At 33.0% G+C, this 20,721-nt stretch carries 22 protein-coding genes, 1 tRNA gene, 1 rRNA gene and 1 pseudogene; 20 read left to right on the forward strand and 5 right to left on the reverse strand.

Annotated elements, in window-relative coordinates:
* The 10 genes from rrf to APR43_RS02230 all read left to right on the forward strand — a co-directional run.
* A 5S ribosomal RNA gene (gene rrf, locus APR43_RS02195) occupies positions 1-106 on the forward strand; the annotation flags it as partial.
* A 314-nt stretch (positions 107-420) separates the two neighbouring features.
* Complete coding sequence (locus APR43_RS02200) at positions 421-825, forward strand: hypothetical protein (RefSeq protein ID WP_123924591.1); 405 nt, start codon at positions 421-423, stop codon at positions 823-825.
* Positions 826-1,290: 465 nt separating this feature from the next.
* Positions 1,291-1,404 (forward strand): hypothetical protein, encoded by a 114-nt coding sequence (locus tag APR43_RS24755; protein ID WP_305728100.1) that lies wholly within the window; start codon positions 1,291-1,293, stop codon positions 1,402-1,404.
* 238 nt (positions 1,405-1,642) lie between these two features.
* Positions 1,643-2,005 carry a hypothetical protein gene (locus APR43_RS02205; RefSeq protein WP_053474406.1) on the forward strand — a complete coding sequence of 121 codons (363 nt, stop codon included), beginning with the start codon at positions 1,643-1,645 and terminating at the stop codon, positions 2,003-2,005.
* 158 nt (positions 2,006-2,163) lie between these two features.
* Positions 2,164-2,727, forward strand: a complete 564-nt coding sequence (locus APR43_RS02210; protein ID WP_053474407.1) for a DUF3347 domain-containing protein — start codon at positions 2,164-2,166, stop codon at positions 2,725-2,727.
* 3 nt (positions 2,728-2,730) lie between these two features.
* The gene (locus tag APR43_RS02215; protein ID WP_053474408.1) at positions 2,731-4,884 is read left to right on the forward strand and encodes a multicopper oxidase family protein; all 2,154 of its coding nucleotides are present in this window, start codon (positions 2,731-2,733) and stop codon (positions 4,882-4,884) included.
* A gap of 61 nt (positions 4,885-4,945) precedes the next feature.
* Positions 4,946-5,800, forward strand: coding sequence for a hypothetical protein (locus APR43_RS24395; RefSeq protein ID WP_053474409.1), 855 nt, complete (start codon positions 4,946-4,948; stop codon positions 5,798-5,800).
* 481 nt (positions 5,801-6,281) lie between these two features.
* Positions 6,282-6,497, forward strand: a complete 216-nt coding sequence (locus APR43_RS02220; protein WP_053474410.1) for a hypothetical protein — start codon at positions 6,282-6,284, stop codon at positions 6,495-6,497.
* Between the two features lie 134 nt (positions 6,498-6,631).
* On the forward strand, positions 6,632-7,321 hold the full coding sequence (locus tag APR43_RS02225) for a helix-turn-helix transcriptional regulator (protein WP_053474411.1): 690 nt from the start codon (positions 6,632-6,634) through the stop codon (positions 7,319-7,321).
* 79 nt (positions 7,322-7,400) lie between these two features.
* Positions 7,401-8,363 carry an alpha/beta fold hydrolase gene (locus APR43_RS02230; protein WP_053474412.1) on the forward strand — a complete coding sequence of 321 codons (963 nt, stop codon included), beginning with the start codon at positions 7,401-7,403 and terminating at the stop codon, positions 8,361-8,363.
* A gap of 156 nt (positions 8,364-8,519) precedes the next feature.
* Here APR43_RS02230 and APR43_RS02235 read toward each other — a convergent pair.
* From APR43_RS02235 to APR43_RS02255, 5 genes and pseudogenes are all read right to left on the reverse strand, one after another.
* A tRNA-Tyr gene (locus APR43_RS02235) sits at positions 8,520-8,600 on the reverse strand.
* A gap of 185 nt (positions 8,601-8,785) precedes the next feature.
* A pseudogene (locus APR43_RS24775) lies at positions 8,786-9,172 on the reverse strand (peroxiredoxin family protein); the annotation flags it as partial.
* Between the two features lie 18 nt (positions 9,173-9,190).
* Positions 9,191-9,952, reverse strand: coding sequence for a DUF4369 domain-containing protein (locus APR43_RS02245; protein WP_053474413.1), 762 nt, complete (start codon positions 9,950-9,952; stop codon positions 9,191-9,193).
* A 259-nt stretch (positions 9,953-10,211) separates the two neighbouring features.
* Entirely contained in the window at positions 10,212-10,652 is a 441-nt protein-coding gene (locus APR43_RS02250; protein WP_053474414.1) for a KTSC domain-containing protein, read from the reverse strand.
* Positions 10,653-11,008: 356 nt separating this feature from the next.
* Entirely contained in the window at positions 11,009-11,254 is a 246-nt protein-coding gene (locus APR43_RS02255; protein ID WP_053474415.1) for a hypothetical protein, read from the reverse strand.
* 86 nt (positions 11,255-11,340) lie between these two features.
* Between APR43_RS02255 and APR43_RS02260 the strand changes: the two genes are divergently transcribed.
* From APR43_RS02260 to APR43_RS02305, 10 genes are all read left to right on the forward strand, one after another.
* Positions 11,341-11,883 carry a hypothetical protein gene (locus APR43_RS02260; protein WP_053474416.1) on the forward strand — a complete coding sequence of 181 codons (543 nt, stop codon included), beginning with the start codon at positions 11,341-11,343 and terminating at the stop codon, positions 11,881-11,883.
* Entirely contained in the window at positions 11,883-12,032 is a 150-nt protein-coding gene (locus tag APR43_RS24400) for a hypothetical protein (RefSeq protein ID WP_088636379.1), read from the forward strand. The genes APR43_RS02260 and APR43_RS24400 overlap by 1 nt, the downstream gene beginning before the upstream one ends.
* Positions 12,033-12,146: 114 nt before the next feature.
* Positions 12,147-12,383: a hypothetical protein gene (locus APR43_RS02270; RefSeq protein ID WP_053474417.1), complete on the forward strand. Its 237-nt coding sequence runs from the start codon at positions 12,147-12,149 to the stop codon at positions 12,381-12,383.
* Entirely contained in the window at positions 12,370-12,750 is a 381-nt protein-coding gene (locus APR43_RS02275) for a YchJ family protein (RefSeq protein WP_053474418.1), read from the forward strand. The genes APR43_RS02270 and APR43_RS02275 overlap by 14 nt, the downstream gene beginning before the upstream one ends.
* Before the next feature lie 106 nt (positions 12,751-12,856).
* Positions 12,857-13,975: a vWA domain-containing protein gene (locus tag APR43_RS02280; protein WP_053474419.1), complete on the forward strand. Its 1,119-nt coding sequence runs from the start codon at positions 12,857-12,859 to the stop codon at positions 13,973-13,975.
* Positions 13,976-14,251: 276 nt separating this feature from the next.
* The gene (locus APR43_RS02285; RefSeq protein ID WP_053474420.1) at positions 14,252-15,715 is read left to right on the forward strand and encodes an AAA family ATPase; all 1,464 of its coding nucleotides are present in this window, start codon (positions 14,252-14,254) and stop codon (positions 15,713-15,715) included.
* A gap of 196 nt (positions 15,716-15,911) precedes the next feature.
* Positions 15,912-16,505, forward strand: coding sequence for a 2OG-Fe(II) oxygenase (locus APR43_RS02290; protein WP_053474421.1), 594 nt, complete (start codon positions 15,912-15,914; stop codon positions 16,503-16,505).
* 66 nt (positions 16,506-16,571) lie between these two features.
* Positions 16,572-17,423, forward strand: coding sequence for a DMT family transporter (locus APR43_RS02295; protein WP_053474422.1), 852 nt, complete (start codon positions 16,572-16,574; stop codon positions 17,421-17,423).
* Positions 17,424-17,864: 441 nt separating this feature from the next.
* Positions 17,865-19,151, forward strand: coding sequence for a Glu/Leu/Phe/Val family dehydrogenase (locus APR43_RS02300; RefSeq protein WP_240514913.1), 1,287 nt, complete (start codon positions 17,865-17,867; stop codon positions 19,149-19,151).
* Positions 19,152-19,293: 142 nt separating this feature from the next.
* Entirely contained in the window at positions 19,294-20,517 is a 1,224-nt protein-coding gene (locus tag APR43_RS02305; protein ID WP_053474424.1) for a sterol desaturase family protein, read from the forward strand.
* Positions 20,518-20,721 lie beyond the last annotated feature (204 nt).

The following is a 20,721-nucleotide window of genomic DNA, read 5'->3' on the forward strand; positions in this document are numbered from 1 at the left end:
GTGGTTATTGCGGCGGGGCTCACCTCTTCCCATCCCGAACAGAGTAGTTAAGCCCGCCTGCGCAGATGGTACTGCAGTATTGTGGGAGAGTATGTCGTCGCCTTTCTTTTAAGAATCCTCATCATGTATTTGATGAGGATTTTTTGTTTTATAATACTTTTGGAAACTAAATCAAAGTTGCCTTTTGTCATATTGACAAGCACAAATTGTTTTTTGAACCCCCAGCAGGTAAATAGTCTATGGAATAGTGTGAATTGTTCATTTTGAATCTCCTTTTTGTGTTGGAATTTTGTTTCGAAATTTTAATCAGCATATATGAAGACTTTATTTGTTAATAGCCTGCGGACTACCTCACCATACCAGATTAAATCTTATATAACAGCTTACGGTCTTATTTTGTTAATGATGGTATCGAAAAAAATGCTTCTTAGACAAAACACTGTAAACCATAAAAACGATCTAACAAATACAATAGTTACGATAGGATATTATGCTTTAATCGATATAAAAGACTGCAAGATAAACTGCAGCAGAATTAGTATATACAAAAGATGGAAGCATGCTGAAGAGGCAGGAGATTTAATTTTTGGCCACAACCAAATGTTAGATCTTGCCTTTTACCAGTTTAGTAAATCAGTTCGTGAATCACCAATTCTGTTTAGCTTATTGACTGAAAGGTTTACTTTAAATCAACTTTCTAAACTTACCAGCAAATTTTCGGGCTGGAAATCCATGAAATGCTATTATGCATGGGCTCCTGACTGTATTAAAAAAATGGTAAATATTATTTTTATTATCCGACAGATCAGGATAACATTGGTGTAGCCGTAATTAATCATCCATATGGGCCGTTTAAAAATCTATTAGGAAAACCATTATTGTCACGAAAATCCAAAGGAGTTATTGCTAATAGGGATTTATTGACCTCAATGTATTTATTGATGATGATGGGCAAGCTTATCTGTTTGAAGGCCAGTTAGAGGTAAACGCTGTAAAGTTGAACGAGGAAATGATTTCTTATAAAGGTGATGTTACAATCATAAAAGGAACTGAAATACCCTGATCATTATTGTAGCAAGAAATATCTCGAATTTTTTACCGGATTATATCTCAGAAACAGCAGTTAAAATATTGCAATATATTCAGCAGAATATTTATAATCCTGAAAAATTAAAAGCGGAACAAATCAGCAATGTATTTTCTGTATCAATTGCTTATGTTGGAAGGTATTTTAAATAGCATACTAACGATACCTTACATCAGTATATCGCTAAATACAAGGTTAACCTGATCGAGCATAGAATTAGGTTTAGTGATAAACGTATGAATGAAATTGCATATGAATTTGGCTTTACGGATGTAAGCCATCTGAACAAATTTTTTCAGAAAACAAAAAGGATATAGTTTAAGGGATGTAAAGAAACTTTAAACAAAAAATGATATTCATCGAATTGATTATTCAGATATTATAAACAAGAAATTATAATATTAAATTATACTCCTTGAACTCAATCAGGATTTGAACTTTTTTTTTCATTTTAATTAAGATTGCAAAAAAGTTTAAGTTTTTAAATAAATTAATCAACAAACTATTAATCAATGTAATATAATTATTATATTTGTTTCATATTTAATTTTACTAATGAGAAAATTTTACTTTTTAGCATTTTTATTATTAGGTTTTTTTATAATGCCTAGTAACACTTTTGCTTGTGTAAGTAAATCTAAAACAGGACATTCCACCACACAAATGTCTTCAACTAATAGTAAAAAAGATTGTTGTGCTGCTGGGCATATGGGTAAAAAGAATCATTGCTGTGATAATAATTGTAAAGATTCTAAATGCATTTGCGCACCATCTGCAGGTGTTTTTTTAGTATTTAATGAAACATCGTTAAAAACCAGAAATTATTTTTTTGGCACTAAAAATCAAAAATTCAATCATCCTGAAAGTTCTGTTTCTTCAGGTTACTCTTCTCTTTTTTTGAAACCAAAAATAGGTTAAATTCAAAAGTGACAGCCATAAGTGTATCAAATTAGCACTTAATATTCTACTGTCAAACCTTTTCTATTCAATTTTTGAGTTAATTACTATTTACAGATTATAAGTATTTCTGTCAATACGTAATTTATTAACTTATTTCATTTTAAAAAAATAACTATATGTATTCATTAAAAAAAATAATGACAGCAATACTTTTATTGGTGTCAATCCTTTCGTTCAGTGCTAATTTTTTAAATTCAGCAAGTACAGCATCAAAAATATCAAATAGTACTTCTAATAATATAATGATTAGCGATTCTCTGGAAAACAATCAGCTGCGGAATGTTTATGATTCCTATTTCCTTGTAAATGAATCTTTGGTAAAAACCGATAGTAAATCAGCTTCCTTAAACGCAGAAAAACTCAAAACAGCTATTACTGCTGTAAAGATGGAAAGTTTAAAAATGGAAGAACATACAATTTGGATGAAACTATCCAAAGCTTTATTAGCGGATGCCGAAAATATTTCTAATTCGCAGGATATAAATAAACAAAGAAAGTTTTTTAAATCACTATCAAAAAACCTGTACGATCTGATTAAAGTTTCAAAATCATCAGAACCCGTTTATTATCAATATTGTCCAATGGAGGATGCTAATTGGTTAAGCAGAGAAAAGGAAATTAAAAATCCTTATTATGGAGCCAAGATGATGACTTGCGGAAAGACCATTGAAACACTTTAAAATATGAAAATACTCTATATATTATTGCTGTTTACTTTAACAGTAAATGCGCAGAGAGTCGTTCGTTATGATTTATATGTAAAAGATACTTTGGTAAACTTCACTGGTAAACCCAAAAGAGCAATTGCTGTTAATGGACAAATTCCAATGCCGACACTTATATTTACAGAAGGAGACACTGCAGAGATTTATGTACATAATGAAATGGATGAAGAAACTTCGCTGCATTGGCATGGCTTGTTTTTGCCCAATAAGGAAGACGGAGTTCCATATCTGACTCAGATGCCTATAAAACCTCATACGGTTTATAAATATACTTTTCCCATTATTCAGAACGGTACTCATTGGTATCACAGCCACAGTGGTCTTCAGGAGCAAATTGGTATGTATGGTGCATTTATAATAAATAAAAAGCCAGAAGATAAAACCTTTAGAAAAGGTATAGATGATTTACCTTCAGTACCGATAGTTTTGAGCGAGTGGACCGACATGAATCCTGAAAATATCCACAGGCTTTTACACAATGCCAGTGATTGGTTTGCAATTAAAAAAGGTACTACACAAAGTTATACCGAAGCCATAAAACAAGGATATTTTTCAACCAAAGTGACAAACGAGTGGAAACGAATGAACGCCATGGATGTGAGTGATGTATATTATAATGCATTTTTAATTAATGGTAAAAATAAAAACCAGCTTTATCAATTTAAAGCTGGTGATAAGATTCGTTTACGAGTTTCTAACGGGGGAGCATCAACCAATTTCTGGCTCAATTATGCAGGCGGTAAAATAACTGTCGTAGCAAATGATGGTAATGATGTCGAACCTGTTGAGATTGATAGATTATTAATAGCTGTATCTGAAACCTATGATCTTGTGGTAACCATTCCGGAGCAAAATACATCTTATGAATTTTTGGCAACCCCTGAAGATCGTACTAAATCAGCATCTTTATATCTGGGAGAAGGAACAAAACAGTCAAGTGTGCCATTACCGAAATTGAAATATTTTGAAGGCATGAAGATGATGAACGGTATGATGAAAATGAATGGCGATTTGGATGATATGGGGATGGCAATGGCACTTAATCAGATGGATATGAATGCAGTTATGTACCCTGAAATTACTGATGGATCTTCTGAGATTAAGACATTAAACTATGCAATGCTGAAAGCGACGTCAAAAACTAATCTTCCTGAAAATGCACCTGTAAAAGAATTAAAATTTGAGCTTACCGGTAACATGAATCGTTATGTATGGAGTTTAGACAATAAAGTAGTATCAGAAACTGATAAAATCCTCATAAAGAAAGGAGAAAATGTTCGTATTATTTTGCATAATGGTTCTATGATGCGCCACCCCATGCACTTACACGGGCATGACTTCAGATTAGTAAACGGGCAGGGAGATTATGCGCCTCTTAAAAATGTGGTCGACATTATGCCGATGGAAACAGATACTATAGAATTTAATGCTAACGCAGATGGAGACTGGTTTTTTCATTGTCATATTTTATATCACATGATGAGCGGTATGGGAAGGATTTTTAGTTATGAAAATTCAAAACTAAATCCCGAAATTCCTAATCCAAAATTAGCCAAGCGTATGCTTTTTGCTGATGATAGAAAATTTCATTTCATGGCAGAAAATGATTTTGCCACTAACGGTAATGATGGAGAAGCAATGTTTCAAAACACACGTTGGAGTATTGGAACAGAGTGGAGGTTAGGCTATAATAATATGCATGGCTACGAAACCGAAACACATATCGGCCGCTATATTGGAAAAATGCAATGGCTTATGCCATTTATAGGTTTTGACTGGAGATCAAGAAAAATGGAAATGAGCGAACAAGAGCAAAATTTATTTGGACAAACCAGTACTAAAGATAAAAGGGCTGTATTTTCTGCCGGTGTAAACTATACTCTGCCAATGCTTGTAGTAGCGCAAACGGAAATCTTTACAGACGGTAAAATACGTTTTCAATTAGAACGCAAAGACATTCCGGTTTCAAAGCGATTAAGAATGAATTTGATGTGGAATACCGACAAGGAATATATGGCAGGATTAAAATATATTGCCGGAAAGAACTTTGGAATTACAACACATTATGATAGTGATATGGGGATAGGATTTGGTCTTAACCTAAATTACTAAGATATCTTATCAACATAATTTAACTAAAACAAGTAATTACATTTTAAATAAATTTTTAAAAATGAAATCAATAATACTACTAATAATATTTCGCGTGATACTGATGCTAAGTGCTTTTACATGTCAGGCAAATATAAACCCTAAGGCAGATTATCAAAATAATAAAATACAAACATTAGACACTATACGAGATGAATTTAATTTAAAAAAGAAAAACATAAAAAACCTTATTAATGGTAAAAGCCCTGATGTTATGCTCAAATTTTATGAATATTATCTGCAGGAAAAAGACATAAGTAAAGCTGATTTGTTGATTCCAAGCATCTTAAAATCAAATGATGATGTTGCTTATAAATATAAAATCAGCTTGATTTCTTATAATTATACTTCAGATGCTAAATCAAAGGCATTATTTGTCTCAGATGCGAATCATATAAAAGAGTATCGAGCCTACTTTTTAAAGTCTGGTATTTCATCATTAAAAACAAATAAGGATATAAGGGCTCACTACCTCGGTTTGGTTGCTTTAGACTCTGCTTATTATAAAATTGCTCCTGATAGCTTAATAAAGAAACAAATGGGGATACATTATAATAGTTTGGCTTGGTACAGCATTGTAACTCAAAAATTAAATGATGTAGAGTACTACTTAAACCAAAGTATGAAGTATGATCCCGAGTCAAAATATCCGCTTTCTAATATGCCGCTCCTGCTTTTATTAAAAGGAAATTATAAGGAAGCAGAGGCTCTTTATATAAAATTAAAGGATCTGCCATTTGAAGAAAACTTAACTTTTAAAGATGAGTTTTTAGAAGATTTAAAGTTAGTGGAGGGAGAGGGAATCAAGATCAAAAACGTAGAAAAAATCAGAAGGATATTAATTGCAAACAAAACTGTAGAAGTAAATATTAATTAGCAATGTAAAAGATGATAAGGTTTTGGTGACTGTTACAGTACCGGAAGTAAAAACTGACGAAGTCATTTATAGTATTCCTAAAACTCTTCCGGGATTTTGTGCTTGAACTGCTGTCATTACAACTAGTGATGCGAACAGGAAAAAATTTAATTTCATAATGTGGTAATTGATTACTGCGATTGATTGACTATTTTTATTGGCTCACAGCGCGCACATCCGTTATAGAAAATTATTATGTTATAATGGACTATTTGAATCTAAATAGCATATATAAATATTTTTATTGTGCTATGTTTAAATTACATTGCAAATTTGTCCTATTATGAAATAAAAGGAAAGGTAGAAAAAAGCCTTTCCATGATACTTTTACGCCAATTTGAGTTTTTCTCATTAATAATATTCAAGCCTAAATCTCTTTCTTGTTTTTATGGATTTTTACTTTTAAAAACACCATGAGAAGTTCCTGTTGCATGATATAACTATGGGAAATAAAAAATCACTATTTATAATGATTTTTTTGGACTTCAATACAGGTAGTTTTGAAAAAAATATCATCCCAGATCTGATGAGTATAAGTGAATGCGATGCTAAACCAATAGGAATTTTAAATATTCCCATTACTGTAATTATGAGCATTCCGAATTTTACTATAAGTATGCGTTTTGCTATGCCGTTTTTATTAAATAAGTTTATATAATATGTTAGTTGCAAGAAATTCAAATTCATTTAAACTTAAATCCAAAAAGGAGTTTTAGTTCCAAACCCGTTGTAATAACAAAACTTCAGCCGTAATGCCAAAAATTCCCCTTGAAACATTGACAGTCAAAAAAAATGAACGAAAATGAGACTACACGACTTTCACGACTGACTGCAATTTTAATACAATTGCAAACAAAACGACTTTTGACGGCAACAACTCTTGCAAACAAATTTAACGTAAGCAATCGGACAATTTATAGAGACATTAGAGCACTTGAACAATCGGGAGTTCCAATAATTACTGAAGATGGAAAAGGCTATTCACTAATGGAGGGCTACAGACTGCCTCCCGTAATGTTCACAGAAGCACAAGCAAATGCGTTAATTACCGCAGAACAATTAGTTCTTCAAAACAAAGACACTTCATTCATTAAAGATTATACTGAAGCTATTGAAAAAGTAAAAGCAGTCTTAAAATACAACATACTAGACAAAGCGAACTTACTTTCAGAAAGAGTACGATTTGACCAGAATAACAATCGGGAAAGAAACAGTAGTCATTTATCTGACTTACAATTTGCATTGACAAATTTTCGTGTTGTAAAAATTGAATACACCAATGCGAAAAATGAACCCACAACCCGAAGCATAGAACCATTTGCGTTGTTGAGTACAGAAAATTGGTTGTTAGTTGCCTATTGTCGATTAAGAAGAAAGTTTCGTTTTTTTCGTTTAGACAGAATCAATGAATTAGAAATACTTACAGACAAATTTGAACCACACAAAATGACCCTGGAAGAGTATTTTAGCACCTATCACTAATTTATTTTTAACCCCTGACATAAGGCTGTCACTTTCCAGCTATAAGTTTGCATCATTAATAATCTTTAAAGGAATAAAAATGACAAACGTAATAAAGACAGGATTTAATCCCATCTCATTTCCTAAGGCTACAATGATTTCAGTTAATAGTGTAGTGCTGGAAGTATTTGAAGCAGGTCAACAAAATTCAGCAAAACCTATCATTCTCTGCCACGGTTTTCCAGAGCATGCATTTTCTTGGCGTTATCAGATACAGGCTCTTGTTGATGCTGGCTACCACGTAATTGTTCCAAATCAACGCGGCTATGGTAATTCATCTCGTCCGACCAAAATAACGGATTATGACATTGAACACTTAACAAGTGACCTTATTGCACTACTTGACCATTTTGGTTATAAGGATGCTGCCTTTGTGGGTCACGACTGGGGTGCAAATGTCGTTTGGAGTCTGGCACTATTGCATCCTGAACGGGTAAATAAAGTAATAAACTTGGCCTTACCTTATCAAGATCGTGGAGATAAACCATGGATTGAGTTGATGGAAGCAATATTTGGAGAGAACTTCTATTTTGTTCACTTCAATAGACAACCAGGAGTAGCAGATGCTATAATGAACAAAAACAAATCTCGGTTCCTTCGTAACATATTTCGAAAAAACATACCTCTCACACCGCCTGAACCTGGAATGCTAATGATTAATCTTGCAAGAGAAGAAAAACCACTTGGAGATCCCTTGATGAGTGATAAAGAACTATCTGTTTTCATTTCTGCCTTCGAATCCTCAGGGTTTACAGGAGGTATAAATTGGTATAGAAACCTTGATAGAAACTGGCATTTAATGGCAGATATAATTCCAATCATTCATCAACCGACTCTTATGATATATGGTAATCGGGATACGATTCCAAAGTCTGAAAACCTAAAAAATATCGTTCCTAATTTAGAGGTTGTTACTCTTGATTGTGGTCATTGGATTCAGCAAGAAAAGCCTGAAGAAACTAACCAATCAATTTTAAAATGGCTGGAACAACAGGATCTTTAATAAGGAAACAGAAACATATTTCGGGTATTTTATAAAGTTTGAAAACTGTTTTAAATGAAAAAAACCTGCGAATCTTACGATTTGCAGGCTTTACCACTTTTTTGAAGGTTTTCAAAGATTGGAAAACTTTCGTTTTTACTTCTTTTACCCTTTCCGTGGGGAGAGCAGGATTCGAACCTGCGAAGTTCACACAGCAGATTTACAGTCTGCCCTCGTTGGCCGCTTGAGTATCTCCCCCGATCTCAATTTGTTGTGCTTTGTTGTTCTAAGCGGTGGCAAAGATAGCAACGTTTTCTAGATTTGCAAACAAAAAAAGAACTTAATTTAAAGTTATTTTAAAGTTATTTTTTAATTCATTGGAATTGAATAAAATAAAAAAATCTCCACAAGGGAGATTTTTTAACTTTATTTCAAAAGTAGGATTATTTTGCTAATAATTCTACGATTTTTGCTTTCAATTCCGGACCTCTTAAGTCTTGAGCAACCACTTTTCCTGATGCATCAAGAATAAAAGTTGCAGGAATAGATTCAACATTATATTGTTTCGCAATTGGTTCATCCCAGAATTTAAGGTTTGAAACATGTGTCCATGTTAAACCATCTGCTGCGATAGCTTCTTTCCAGTGTTCAGCATCTTTGTCTAAAGAAACGCCAACAATGTTTAATCCTTTTGAATGTAATTCTTTGTAAATCGCTACAACGTTTGGATTTTCTTTTCTACATGGTCCACACCATGAAGCCCAGAAATCAACGATAGTAACTTTACCTAAACTTTCTTTAAGCGAAACTACTTTTCCCTGCGGATTTGGCGCAGAAAAATCTGCTCTTCATTTAGCGCTGCCAACTGGAGGAGCTGATGCACCAACCGCAGGCAATTTAGCTTGACCTAGTCTAGTTTTGATTTCTTTACCAGGAGTTGTGTTTTTTACAGATTCGTCTAAAGCGTTGTATAAACTCTCTGTTTTTTTGATATCATTGCTTGGATCATTAATCATACTTTGAATGATCAATGCAGAGATATAAGATTTTGGGTGTCCTTCAGCGTAAGCTAAATACTTCTTTTTAGTACTAGCTTGTACTTCTGTTTGGATTTCCATGTATTGTTTCATCAAGCTGTTGATAGTTGCTGTATCTTGAGCTTGCTGCGCTTGCTGCATTTTTTGAGTATTCTTTTTCTGAAAATCAATTAAGTTTTTTTGAGTTTTTGTAAGATCATCATTGAATTTTACATACTCGTCATTATTGTAAGTTCCAGAAATTTTAGATTTGTGGATACTGTCTTTGTCAATTTCGATATTGATTTCTCCAGTTTCTAAGATAAATGGGATTGGTCCGTTAGCACCTTGAAGTATTAATGTATGGAAAGCTGGTTCTTTAACTTTTCCTTTAATTTCAAATTTTCCATTTTCAACTTTTACAGTATCTAACGCAATTGTCATTCTTGTAGCTGGATCTTGTCCTTGTAGAATGATAGTTTTTCCGTTTTCGATTCCTTTTGCAGTACCAGTAATTAGGTATTCTCCGTCTTTAACTTTACTGCATGAAATGATAGCTGCAGAAGCTGTAAGTAAAAAAAGTATTTTTTTCATTATAAAAAATTAATTAGTTAATTGATTTGTGCAACAAAAGTATCTAAAATTATAAAACATATAGAATTTTGTAACCTAAAATTTTGTTATAGTTTTTTCGTGTCTAAATGTCCTGTAATCAAGTGTTTTGAGACGTTTAATTGATTTAAAACTCTTATTTATTTATTGTTTTGAATGCTAATATAGAGTTTTTTTAATACTAAGCCATAAAAAAAGCACTCTGTAAGAAGAGTGCTTTTTGAATTATTTTCGAATAAATTTATTCTTGATTTGTTTTCTTTCTCCAGGTAAAAGAGTTCAAAATGTGTCTTTTTGCGAATCTTCCAGGAGAATCAGCATTTACCATTTTCACGTAAGTAGCTTTAGGAACACTAATGTATTCGTAAACACTTCCGTTAGAAAAATCAATAATCAAACGCCCTTCTACAAATTTGTAATCTGTAATCGTGCAAGTTGAAATTGTTTCTGTATATTCAGGTAAATTAAGTTTAATAGTATCAGGGTGAATACTTACTAAAAAGTGGTAAGCTTCAATGATTGTTTTGCTTTTTTCTTCTGCCTCTTTTAAACCAGCGTCGTCTCCTACAAATTTATCAGGATGAGATTCTTTCATCGCATTACGATAAATTGTTTTTAAATCTTTTAACTCTGCAGTTTTTTCTACGTTTAGTAACTTGCGGTATTCAACTATTTTTTTCATAAATAAAAGGTAACTACTTGTCTATTAGTTTGAAATCGATATTAATTAGTTCAAATCGACAAATTTTTTGCAAAGGTACACTTTTTTTTAACTTTTCACTTTTGATCGAAAAAATATTAAAAAAAGTTAATGATAACTTTATGTAATTTTTTAACACAAAGTACGCAAAGATTTTTCAACATATAAGGTTTTTATAAAAATGCAAAGCTCGCAAAGCTTTGTATTGATAAAGCTTTGCGAACTTTTTGTTTTCAGCACTACACACACTACGATAAAAAAAACTTAGCGTACTTTGCGTTAAAATTCCCCTCATTTCAACTTGAAACCTGAAACAAAAGAAACCTGAAATAAAAACTTTATTCCGGCTTATGATTCGCCTTATCGAAGTTTTTAGATTTCTTAGGATATTTATCGTAGCTAATGTCGCTTGGATTTTCGATTACAGATTTAATGGTAACCCAGTCTCCAATATTAAAGTTAGTATGAGCGATTTTATAATCTAAAAGATATTCACCACAGAAATAATTGTTGTTTTCATCTTTTTCGATAATGCCGGTATAAACTCCTTTTTGCGGCATTTTTTCTTGTGAATCTTTAGACATAGTTTTTTATTTTAAAATTGAAACGACAAAGTTAATCAATTTAGGTTTGTTTTAGGGAGTTCGCGACAATCTCAGTATATTTGCACATGCAGAAAAATTTTAAGCCACATCCAAATTCTTTTAAGAATACCTTTTGTGTTTTTAATGAAGTGCTTCCAAATGAAATAGAAGGTTTAAAAAAACAGTTTGAAAGCAAGGCAGGAAGTTCTTATTATTATACCGAAGCCGGAATGTATCGCGTATCCAATCATTGGGGAAGATTAGCCAACAGTAAATGGCGTTTAATTGCGCGTGAGCCGGAAACCGAATCAAAAACAAAAATTGGTTTTGCTGCCTGGGAAGAATTTTATCCTGATAATGCCGAAGAAAAACTATATTACATAGAAGCCGATTTTGAAAAGAACCTTGCCAATTATCAGCATAAAAAGAATCCGAATTACGACGGAAAAGCAATTTTGAGAACAAGCTTTGAAACCACAAAACGCTTAAAACAAATTAGGAATCTGCAGCAATTAACTTCGTGGGCAAAATATTTTGATTATGAAGATATAGCCGATTTAAGAAAGCAGATTATCAACGAATTGATTTTTACTGAAAGGAGTTTAGAAGAAATTAAAAGAGAAATATAATGGGACGCAATAACGAAAGAAATATAAAAAAGCATAACGATAAACTTCACAAAGCTCAGGATAAAGCGAAACAAGCTGTAATTGCTCGTAAAGAAAAGCTTAAAGAGATTATAAAAAAGTTTAACGAAGATAAAAAAGAAGAAAAATAAATATTTTTTTGCCACGAATTTCACGAATTCACACTAATTTCTTAATTACTAATCTTAAAAAATTAATTCGTGTAAATTCGTGTAATTCGTGGCAAACAAAAAACAAACCTATATATGAATACAAAATTTGAAAGTTTAAAAGCAAGTGTACAGGAAATCATTGATTTAATTGCTGCGGGAGATTCCAGAGAAGCAAATAATAAATTATTAGATGTAAGTGAAGTATTAGACGAAATGATTGATTTTGCTGAAGAAGATGAAGAAGTGAGAGAAATCAGCAGATATCAGGTTTTATTAAACCAGCTTCATGTAAAGCTTAACGGAGAAGAACAAGTAGATGGCGACGCATAAATGCTTTTGCGATACAGGATTACAGTTTGAAAATTGCTGCGGATTGTATCTCGAAAACAATCAAAAGGCGCCGACAGCTTTGGCGTTAATGCGTTCCAGATATTCGGCTTATGCTACTCATAATGCTGAATATCTTTTGGGAACAACTTATATTTCAGAAAGAAAATATTATTCGAAAGCAGAAATTCTAAAATGGGCCACCGCAAATAAATGGCAAAAATTAGAAATTCTGAGTTTTACAGAAAATACAGTGGAGTTTAAAGCCTATTTTTTAAACTCCAATAATAAACCGCAGACTCATTATGAGTTTTCAACCTTTAAATTTGAAAATAACGCTTGGTTTTATGTCGATGGAAAGTTTGAATAATTATTACATCTAACGCTGTTAGCTGCGAATTTTGGTTAAATATTTTAACTAAAAATTAATAAACGTTTCTATTTTCATAATTCCAAAAAGGCTTAATTTTAGAATTATGAAAAACGAATTTAAAAAAGGTTTTTATTTTAAGTCGTACGAAGCCCCGTTTCAGTCTCCGTTTGAAAAACTTTTTGGTATTTTCAAAGAGCTAATCACCCATACTTCGGGGGATTTTGACGAAGCAATCAACTGGCTTCGGGAATTAGATATAGAATATAAACTAACAGATGAGAACTACACGATCGATGATTTTATCGAAGATTTAAAAAAGAAAGGTTACATAAAAGACGAAGTCAAAGAAGATGGAAGCGGCGGTTTTGGAATCACTGCTAAAACAGAACGCGCAATTCGTCAGCAGGCTTTAGATCAGATTTTCGGAAATCTGAAACGTTCCGGAAACGGAAATCATAAAACAAAACATGCCGGAAATGGCGATGAACATACGGGAGAATTTCGCGAATTTAATTTTGGCGATGGTTTAGAACGTATTTCATTGACCGAAAGTCTGCGAAATGCCCAAATTAATAATGGGGTTGAAAGTTTCATGCTAACCGAAAATGATTTGGTTGTCGAAGAAACGCAATACAAAGCACAAATGAGTACCGTTTTGATGATCGACATTAGCCACAGTATGATTTTGTATGGCGAAGACCGAATCACGCCTGCCAAAAAAGTAGCAATGGCTTTGGCGGAATTAATCACAACCCGTTACCCAAAAGATACGCTTGATATTTTGGTTTTTGGAAATGATGCCTGGACAATCCCAATTAAAGATTTGCCTTATTTGCAAGTTGGTCCGTATCACACCAATACAGTTGCCGGATTGCAATTAGCAATGGATATTTTGCGTCGAAAACGAAATACCAACAAGCAGATTTTCATGATCACCGACGGAAAACCAAGCTGCGTGCGCGAACGGGACGGTTCGTATTATATGAATAGCAACGGTCTCGACGAATATATTGTAGATAAATGTTACACACAGGCACAGCAAGCCAGAAAATTACACATTCCGATTACAACTTTTATGATTGCAAATGATCCGTATTTACAGCGTTTTGTCAATCATTTTACAGAAGCAAATCAGGGAAAAGCATTTTATACCGGATTAAAAGGTCTTGGCGAAATGATTTTTGAAGATTATGAAACGAATAGGAAGAAGAGGGTGAGGTAAGTGTTCAGTGTTCAGTTTTTAGTCACAGTTTTCAGCTGTCACGCTGAGCGAAGTCGAAGCGCTGTTTTTATTGATTTGTGATAATTTTATACACAACGCATATCGTAGAGACGCACAGCAGTGCGTCTACGCAAAGTAATGACACAAAGTTGATTAAAAAAGGTTCAAAGAGGCAAAGGTCCAAAGAAACAAAGGCTTTAAAATAAATTTGCACACAACGCAACAACACAATATTTGTCATTAAAAAAACAATAAACAAAATAGATATTTCATAAAATGGAAATTAATAATATAAAAACATTAGGGCAGTTAAAAGCTGCAGGATATAAAAGCACAAGTATAAAGGACGAATTGCGAAATAACCTTCGTGAGAAAATAAAATCGGGGAAACCGGTTTTTGAGGGCGTTCACGGATTCGAAAATACCGTAATTCCAGAACTGGAGCGTGCGATTCTTTCTCGTCATAATATTAATTTATTAGGACTCCGCGGACAGGCAAAAACACGTTTAGCCCGTAAAATGGTTGAATTGTTGGATGAATATATTCCGTTTGTAACAGGTTCAGAAATCAATGACGATCCGTTGAATCCAATTTCACGTTTTGCGAAAGATTTAATTGAAGAAAAAGGAGATGAAACACCAATTTCCTGGTTACACAGAAGTGAACGTTTCTTCGAAAAACTGGCAACACCAGATGTTACGGTTGCTGATTTAATTGGAGATGTTGACCCAATTAAAGCCGCAAATTTAAAATTATCGTATGCAGATGATCGTGTAATTCATTTCGGGATGATTCCGAGAGCAAACAGAAGTATTTTTGTTATCAACGAATTACCAGATTTACAAGCCAGAATTCAGGTTGCATTATTTAATATTCTGCAGGAAGGCGATATTCAAATTCGCGGATTTAAATTGAGAATGCCGCTTGATATGCAATTTATTTTTACTGCAAATCCGGAAGATTATACAAACAGAGGAAGTATAGTAACGCCGCTTAAAGACAGAATTGGTTCGCAGATTTTAACGCATTATCCTGAAACGGTTGAAATTGCAAGAACAATTACACAACAGGAAGCAAAACTGGACGAAAACCAAAGTGATATAGTTTATGTTCCGAATTTAGCTCGTGATATTTTAGAGCAAATTAGTTTTGAAGCCCGCGAAAGTGAATATATCGACAATAAAAGTGGTGTAAGTGCGAGAATGAGTATTACCGCTTTTGAAAATTTAATTAGTACAGCAGAACGTCGTGCTTTAAAATCTGGAGTTGATAAAACAAATCTTCGTTTATCTGATTTTATCGGAATTATTCCGGCGATAACTGGAAAAGTAGAATTGGTTTATGAAGGAGAGCAGGAGGGAGCTGCTTTTGTAGCGCAGCATTTGATTGGAATGGCAATTCGAACTTTGTTTCCAACGCTATTCCCTAAAATCGAAAAATTAGAAAAGCCGGGAGAAAAAACACCTTATTCTGATTTAATTGAATGGTTTTTTGCAGAAAGCGGTTTCGAATTATTAGACGACGCTACTGATGCTGAATATCAGGCTATTTTAGATGAAGTTACTCCGTTGGATATTTTATTGAAAAAATACCAGCCGCAATTAGATAAAAAAGACGAATATTTTGTAAAAGAGTTTGTGCTGTGGGCTTTGGTAGAATATAAAAAACTAAGCAAAGACCGTTTTGCACAAGGACATCAGTTTAAAGATATGTACGGAAGTTATATTAGTAAATTATAGATTATTAGTTGTTAATTGTTAATTGTTAATTCAGCAGTAGTTATCAAACCCGACAGGTTTTTAAAACCTGTCGGGTTTATTTATGCGCGGAAACAAACTATAGTCTGATTTTTATTATTTCTTAAAAACAGCATTACCAGTTTTAAATAGTCTACCTTGTTCCGTTGGTTGTATTTGCAGTTTGCCTAAAAAAGTGATGGATGATAGTTTTGAGGATTTGATAGCAAGTTATATGGAGAATAAAATTGGAATTTCAGAACGCTTTATAAGTGACGAATTATCAAATAATCTCAAGCAAAATTTAATCGATTTAAATGCTGCCAGTTTACTGTTGGCAGCTGGAATTGGAAATTCTGAAAAGCTTTCTTTTGACGGAAAAATTAGAAACGACGCTATTTATTGGCTAGATAAAAAACACAATAATGTTTTTGAAAATGAGTTTTTCGATAAAATCGATGCTTTTGTACCTTACTTAAACGAAAGTTGTTTTGCCGGAATTACAGGTTACGAATTTCATTATTCCTTATACGAAAAAGGCGATTTTTATCTCAAACACTTAGATCAATTCAAAAATAATTCAAGTCGTAAATATTCGATGATCAGTTATTTAAACAGTAATTGGAAAGAAAGTGACGGCGGAGAATTAATGATTCACCAAAACAACAGCGAGCAGAAAATATCACCCATTCAGGGTAAAACCGTTTTCTTTAAAAGTAATGAACTGGTTCACGAAGTTTTAGTTACACAAAATACCAGAATGAGTATTACAGGATGGTTAAAAAGTGACTAATATGTTTTTTCAGGAACATTCATTATAAGGAGATAAACGTTATTTTTGTATTCAAAATTTAATCCTATGTTGTTTCTTGTTTTAAGTATTTTATGCAGTGTAACGGTTGGTGTTATCTTCAAAATAACCCGTAAATACAATGCAAACCCAATTCAGATTATTGCGTTCAATTATATAATGGCAATATCGCTTTGCTATTTTACTTTTAGCCCGGATTTAAATGTAGTTCATGCAGATGCGCCATGGAATATTTATGCAGCGGTTGGTGTTTTACTGCCTATTGTTTTTCTGTTTTTATTCACTTCCATAAAACATATGGGAATTGCAAAAACTGATGCTGCACAGCGTTTATCGCTCTTTATTCCGATAATTGCAGCGTGGCTTATTTTTAAAGAAGAATTCAATTCGTATAAAGTTATTGGACTAATAATTGGATTTATAGCGCTGTTATTCATCTTAAAAAAACAATCAGGAAACGATCAAAACAAATGGATTTATCCGGCAGCTGTATTTATAGGTTTCGGGATTATCGATATCCTTTTTAAGCAAATTGCACTTTTTACCGCTTTGCCTTACACAACTTCATTGTTTATCGTTTTTGATATTTCATTGGCTGTTTCTTTACTCGTTGTCGTTTATGATGTTGCGGTAAAAAAAGTAAAACTGAACTATAAAAATATCCTTTTTGGAGGTTTAGTTGGAATCTTCAACTTCGGAAATATATTGTTTTATTTAAAAGCGCATAAGGCTTTCGCCGAAAATCCTTCAACTGTTTTTGCCGGAATGAACATGGGCGTGATCGTTTTGGGAAGCCTTGTTGGAATGCTTTTCTTCAAAGAAAAATTATCTAAAATCAATATTTTAGGACTTGTTTTGGCCTTAATTGCCATTGTTTTCATCGTGAAATCACAATTTTAGTACTTTTTTTAATTTCTTAAATCATTAATTTACAAGGGATTTAATGTTAAATTTATACTTTTCTGAAATAAACCCGACTAATTCTATAGAGTTTATAAATATATTTTATAGATTTGCAATGACAATGAAAAACTATAGTCTAAATATCATCCCGTTTATGTGCAGTTTGACGATGTGCTGCATGTCGACCTATGCGATGAAATGGCGTTAATAGAGAAAGTACTTGTTAGTTATTTTTTTTTTTAGCCTTTCATGCACCATGAAAGGCTTTTTTTAGGAACTATTAAATAAAAATAAAATGAGATCGAATAGAAACATAAATAGTATGATGCATTGCTGCCAGATGAAAATTCCGTGTTGCATGTGTTGTTGCTGATTTTATTCAGAAGAAACATTTTATTAAGCCCAAATCGATAAACCAAAAAATTAAAAATAAACACTATGAGTGCAGAAATTATAAAACAGAACCCCTTTCAATCTATGATTGACAGGTTTAATATAGCAGCCGATATTCTTAAATTAGATGAATCATTAAAACAAAAGCTGCAACGTCCTGAAAAACAAATTGTGGTCAATTTTTCTATAACATTAGATAATGGAACCGAACAAAATTTTGAAGGATACCGTGTCATTCACAATACAGCTTTAGGCCCGTCAAAAGGCGGAATCCGTTATGACAATGCTGTTAATCTTGATGAAGTAAAAGCACTTGCCGCCTGGATGACCTGGAAATCTGCTGTAACCGGAATTCCGTTTGGAGGAGCAAAAGGCGGTATTATTTGTGATCCAAGAACACTTTCTAAAACAGAATTAGAAAGAATAACAAGAGCGTATACAAAAGCTTTAGCAGATATTTTTGGCCCTGAAAAAGATGTTCCGGCACCGGATATGGGAACAGGTCCTGACGAAATGGGCTGGTTAATGGATGAATTTTCATTAGTTCACGGCAAAACAATTCATGCCGTTGTAACGGGAAAACACCTGCATTCAGGAGGTTCATTAGGAAGAGTAGAAGCAACCGGAAGAGGAGTGAGCATTATTACTTTGCTTGCGCTTGAAAAACTAAAAATAAGACCGGCAAGATCAACTGCTGCGATTCAGGGGTTTGGAAATGTTGGATTGCATTCGGCTTTGTTTTTATATGAAAAAGGAGTTAAGATAGTTGCTGTAAGTGATGTTTCTGAAGCGTTTTTCAATCCTGATGGAATCAATATTCCTGAGTTGATTTTATATTACAACCTGAATAACAAAACTATTAAAGGATATCCAAATTCAGTTGCGATCAAACATGAAGATTTATTGCTTTTAGATGTTGATGTTTTGATTCCGGCAGCTAAAGAAGATGTTATTACGCAAAAGAATGCCAAAGATATTCGTGCCAAAATAATTATTGAAGCTGCAAATGGACCCGTTTCTTCTGATGCTGATAAAATTTTACACGAGAATAATGTTTTAGTAGTTCCGGATATTTTAGCAAATGCCGGAGGTGTAACCGTTTCTTATTTTGAATGGCTTCAAAATTCATTGTTAGAATCCTGGAGAATTCATCAAATTAATAAACGTTTAGAAGATATATTAGAAAAAGGTTTTGAAACTGTATTTAGGGTTGCTGCCAAATATAGTGTAACGCCGCGAATTGCTGCTTACATTATTGCTTTGAAAAAAGTAGCAGATACACAATCTGTTAAAGAAGTGACTCTGGAAGCCGATAAATACAATCAGAACTAGATTTTTCTAAGAGAAATTCAAGACTATTTTCATCGGTTAATATCAATATATTTGTATCTGATATTGGTTGATGAAAATACCTTTTTTAGTTTAATTAATTGTAGTTTAGTTTCTTAAAATCGATAAAAAGTAATTTTTAAAAATGAAAAACATTAATTTTCTAGCCTTTGCAATGCCTGCTTTCTTTCTGTTTTTATTCCTTGAATATAAGCTGGCACAACGAAAAAAGAGACCTGAAATTTTTAATTATGAAAGTTCTGTTTCTAATATTAGTATTGGAATTGCAGAACGATTGATTAATTTGTTTGTTGCCGCAAGCTTTTACCAATTGTACTATTTGATTTATGATGATTATAGGATTTTTGATGTTCCGAGTAATTTTTTAGTCTGGATTGCCTTAATTCTCGCCACAGATTTTGTCTGGTATTGGTATCACAGATTAGGACATGAAGTCAATTTTTTCTGGGCAGCACACATTGTACATCATCATAGTGAAGAATTTAATTTTACGGCCGCAGCCAGAATTACCACTTTTCAGGCGATAATTCGAACGGGATTTTGGTGTATTCTTCCTTTTGTTGGGTTTCATCCCACAATGGTAATTACCATGCTTATTGTTCACGGAGCGTATTCTTTCTTTACGCACACGCAGCTCGTTGGAAAAATAAAATGGCTGGAATATATTTTTGTAACACCTTCTGTTCACGGTGTTCATCACGCATCTGACGAAAAATACCTTGATAAAAATTACGGCGATATGTTTACCTTTTGGGATCGTCTTTTTGGAACTTTCCAGGAAGAAGAAGAAAAACCAAAATATGGATTAACGCATCCGCTAAAAAGTTATAGTTTTCTTTGGCAGCATTTTCATTATTATTTTGAAATATATGAATTGTGGAGACGCTCAAAAGGATTTAAAGCAAGATGGAAAGCCGTTTTTGGAAGTCCGGCGCATATGGATCAGGATATCCGTCCGACCTTAGAAAAACGCTTTCTGCAGGATAAAAGTAATCCGCACCAAAGACTTCGGTTTAGAAATTACCTTTATATTCAATTAGGAATCTCTACTTTATTGCTAACCGTTTTTACGTATTATTTTGATCATTTAGAGGCGTACGATAAGATTTTTGTATTGTCGATTATTATTATCACTTTAATAAACTGCGGCGCTATTTTAGAGCAGCGCAAATGGATTTATTATCTCGAATATACTCGTATTTTTATGATAACGACGTATTTTTTATACGAAAGAGATCTAACCATATTTTTCTTCGTTCCGCTGGCTGTTATGATTTTTGCTGAGCAATTATTCTCGTTGAGTAAATACTATCAAAATATGATTTTGCAGTTAGAATCTGCAGAGTAAAAAAAGTTAGCCACGAATTACACAAATTTCCACAAATCAGTATGCTCAATTCATTCGTGAATTAGTGACGTTTTTTTTGCCACAGATTAAAAGGATTAAAAAGATTTTAACTGTGTGTGTATTTTTGCTCGAATTGTACGAATCTTTTTTTATCAATTTACAGCATAAAAAATTAGAGGAAATTCGTGTAATTCGTGGCAAACC

The organism is Flavobacterium sp. NLM (assembly GCF_002210235.1).
Taxonomy (GTDB): domain Bacteria; phylum Bacteroidota; class Bacteroidia; order Flavobacteriales; family Flavobacteriaceae; genus Flavobacterium; species Flavobacterium panici.